This window comes from Longimonas sp. (assembly GCF_040409695.1).
GTDB lineage: Bacteria > Bacteroidota > Rhodothermia > Rhodothermales > Salinibacteraceae > Longimonas.
The window spans coordinates 1-3183 of the sequence record NZ_JARWGJ010000029.1 but is presented as its reverse complement, the minus strand read 5'-3'; the positions used below and the strand labels follow the sequence as shown (position 1 = coordinate 3183).

2 protein-coding genes and 1 pseudogene are annotated in these 3183 nt (G+C 58.6%); all 3 read right to left on the bottom strand.

Features of this window, described 5'->3' with window-relative positions; translation table 11 throughout:
- Positions 1-173: 173 nt before the first annotated feature.
- Positions 174-773 carry a DUF5683 domain-containing protein gene (locus tag PPP56_RS01620; protein ID WP_353562120.1) on the bottom strand — a complete coding sequence of 200 codons (600 nt, stop codon included), beginning with the start codon at positions 771-773 and terminating at the stop codon, positions 174-176.
- Between the two features lie 97 nt (positions 774-870).
- Positions 871-1833, bottom strand: coding sequence for a ParB/RepB/Spo0J family partition protein (locus PPP56_RS01615; protein ID WP_353562118.1), 963 nt, complete (start codon positions 1831-1833; stop codon positions 871-873).
- A gap of 286 nt (positions 1834-2119) precedes the next feature.
- Positions 2120-2893: pseudogene (locus PPP56_RS01610) on the bottom strand (ParA family protein); the annotation flags it as partial.
- Between the last annotated feature and the right edge of the window lie 290 nt (positions 2894-3183).

Here is a 3183-nt window from a genome sequence, read left to right as displayed (position 1 = left end):
GAGTACTCCTGGGGTGCGATCTCATGCGCCAGTTAGAGCGGTTTACCCTACTTGGAAGGCACAAGCTTGCATGCTAAAAGCACTTCCTCGCTGCGCTCATAGCGCCACGTCGCTGGCGCTCCTCGCAATGACATAATTAAAGGTTCTTTTGTGGACCCACTTATAACGTGCTTTTAGAGACGGATTCGCATGGTAGCCTGAACGGAGGGCTGCATAGCACCCGGCCCCAGGTCCATCGATAGGCCTTCGCCTACGTCAAAGGTGAGCAGGTGGGCACTCACGTATGCATCCACAATTGTGAGCGCATAGAAGACACCGGTGCCAATAATGGTAAGATTGCGCTGCCGCTGGTAGGCATCGCGCTGCTGACGGATGACCTGGGCCGAGACCTCCTGGCCGAATCGGTCGATGACTTCGTTGTACTGGGCTTCGTATTGCGCGAAGGGGTTTTCTCCATCTGGATTGTCGTTACGGCCCACGACAAACTGGTTGGCGCGCCGGTGAAGCACGTAGCGGTCGTGGTTACGGATCGCATAGTACGTCAGCCCCCCCAGTCCGCCATACACGAAAGGGAGTTTTAGGTACTGGCGGTTATAGACCTGTCCCCACCCAGGCAGAGCGGCCGCGCGCCAGAGGGCGCCACGAGGCGAGTGGTTCTCAGGGTAGCCGCGTTCGCGCAGAATCTCTGCACGTACGCTATCAGGCTGGGCCAGAGCGGCCGGTGCCAGCAGCACCATCACCAGCACGATCACCACCACTACGGGAAGTACCACGGCACCAAGTAGCTGTCGGATACGCCACCAGTCACACACAGGAAGAACAGAAGGGGGGCAGACGTGGCGTGTGAGAATCCCGAGGTGCATTCGAGGTTTAGGCATCCAACAGGTCAAGCAATCGCTCCAGGTCGTCTTCGGAGTAATACGCAATCTCGATGCGTCCCTCGCCGTCGTTTTTATGGTGGATGCGCACCTGCGTGCTGAGTCGGGAACGCAGCCGCTTGCGGTAATCTTCGACTTGCAGTTCGGTGCGGTCGGGGGATGACGGGGAGGGATCAGCGGGTGTGTCGGATTCGGAGGCGCGTTCGGATTCTTCCTGAGCAGCCCGCCAGTCGCGCACGCGCTGCTCTACGTCGCGTACAGAGAGGTCGTCGCTGATGACCTCGTCGATCAGGGTACGCTGGGCCTCAGGATCGTCGAGCGATACCAGCGCACGAGCATGCCCCATGGCGACCTCGCCATCGCGGAGCGCAGCCTGGATACGAGGAGGAAGCCGCAGAAGCCGCAAGAAGTTGGCCACGGTGGCACGCCCCTTACCGACCTTCTCAGCTACCTCAGCCTGGGTAAGTCCCACCTCGTCCATAAGACGGTGGTAGCCAAGCGCAATCTCAATCGGGTTGAGCTCTTCACGCTGCACGTTTTCAACCAGCGCCATCTCAAGCATCTGCTCCGAGTCGGCACTACGTACGAACGCGGGCAGATGGGTCAGGTCGGTGCGGCGTGCGGCGCGCCAGCGGCGCTCCCCAGAGATGATCTCAAACTGATCGTCGCCGAGTGCCCGCACGGTAATGGGCTGGATGATGCCAAGCTGTTCGATAGAAGCCGCCAGCTCATCGAGCGCATCTTCACTGAACGACTGACGCGGCTGATACGGGTTCGGGCGAATCGCCTCAATAGCCACATCCGCTACGCGCCCAATCAGCTTCTTTTCGTTGTCATCCTCAAACTGGTACAGTTTGCTGCGACGTACCGTACCCGAATCTGACGACGCATCGTTTTCGTCATCGGCGGGCAGTAGCGCGTTAAGTCCACGGCCAAGAGCAGATTTGTTTGCCATAAGTGCACATTCTCAAAGTCAACGGTGATCGACCGGTGCATCCGGGCGCGAGCACGGCGCATGCCGGGGCGTCAGAAACAAACTGTGGTTACGAACTGGAGAGCGAGAACCCGTTTGCCGGCGTCGACGAACGTTTCGGCTTTGACGGCGCCGAAGGGGGATCTGCGTTCTTCGAAGAGTCGGGTGGTGCAGGCTCCGAGGAGGCGGCAGAGGAAGACGCGGCTCCGTTCTTGGCAGCGCGCGTGTCGGTCTCTGCACCGGTGCCGCCCAGCATCGTGCCGTTCTCGTCCAGAAAGGCCTCGTTAGATTCAATGATCTCGCGTGCAAGCGCAATGTAATTGCGTGCGCCCTTGCTCGACGCATCATACAGAATAACAGGTTTGCCGAAGCTGGGGGCTTCCGAAAGGCGTACGTTGCGCTGCACGATCGTCTCGAACACCTTGTCGCCAAAGTAGCGACGCACCTCCTGCGCCACCTGATTCGAAAGGCGGAGCCGCGTGTCAAACATAGTAAGCAGCACCCCCTCAATCTCCAGCTCCGGGTTCAGGTGCTGGCGCACGATCTTGATCGTGTTGAGCAGCTGCCCGAGGCCCTCAAGAGCAAAGTACTCGGCTTGCACGGGAATCAGTACCGAGTTGGCGGCGGTCAGGGAGTTGAGCGTAAGAAGGCCCAGCGAGGGCGGACAGTCAATGACCACGAAGTCGTATTTCTTGCGCAGGCGCCTCAGCACCTTCGACAGAATCCGCTCGCGCTCATCCACCTCGATCATCTCAATCTCGGCCCCCACCAGATTGATGTGGCTCGGCATCAGGTCGAGAAACGGGATTTCGGTGTTTACAACCGCCTGCTCCGGATCAACCTGCCCGGTAAGTGCCTCGTACACCGACGCCTCCACGTCCTTCACATTTACTCCGATGCCCGAAGTACAGTTCGCCTGTGGATCAATGTCGAGGAGCAGTGTAGAGTACTCAGTAGCCGCCAACGACGCTGCCAGGTTAATAGCAGACGTTGTCTTGCCAACGCCTCCCTTCTGATTTGCAACTGCTATGACTTTTCCCATAAGGCAACTTGCTTATTCAATGCAACCCGTATACGGCGTGATTGTGGTAGTCGGAGATGGCGCGTGTAGGAGAGACGCATAGAGCTCGTGGCGTTTCGCAGGACGCTTCACAGAGCGGTACCGGTCTCAACGAGTGCAACGCGAACCATGTACACTACCTGTAACCTACAACACAACCAGCCGCAATGTCCACTTCAGCCGGTCTGTTTTTCTCGAAGGGACGCGCAGCGCACCTGCCGCGTAGCAGCATCGCATCCCATATAGCATCGCACATCACATTGTGTACAAGC

Excerpts from the sequence above, each read along its gene's own strand:
- PPP56_RS01615 (WP_353562118.1), bottom strand. The coding sequence starts at position 1,833 with ATGGCAAACAAATCTGCTCTTGGCCGTGGACTTAACGCGCTACTGCCC.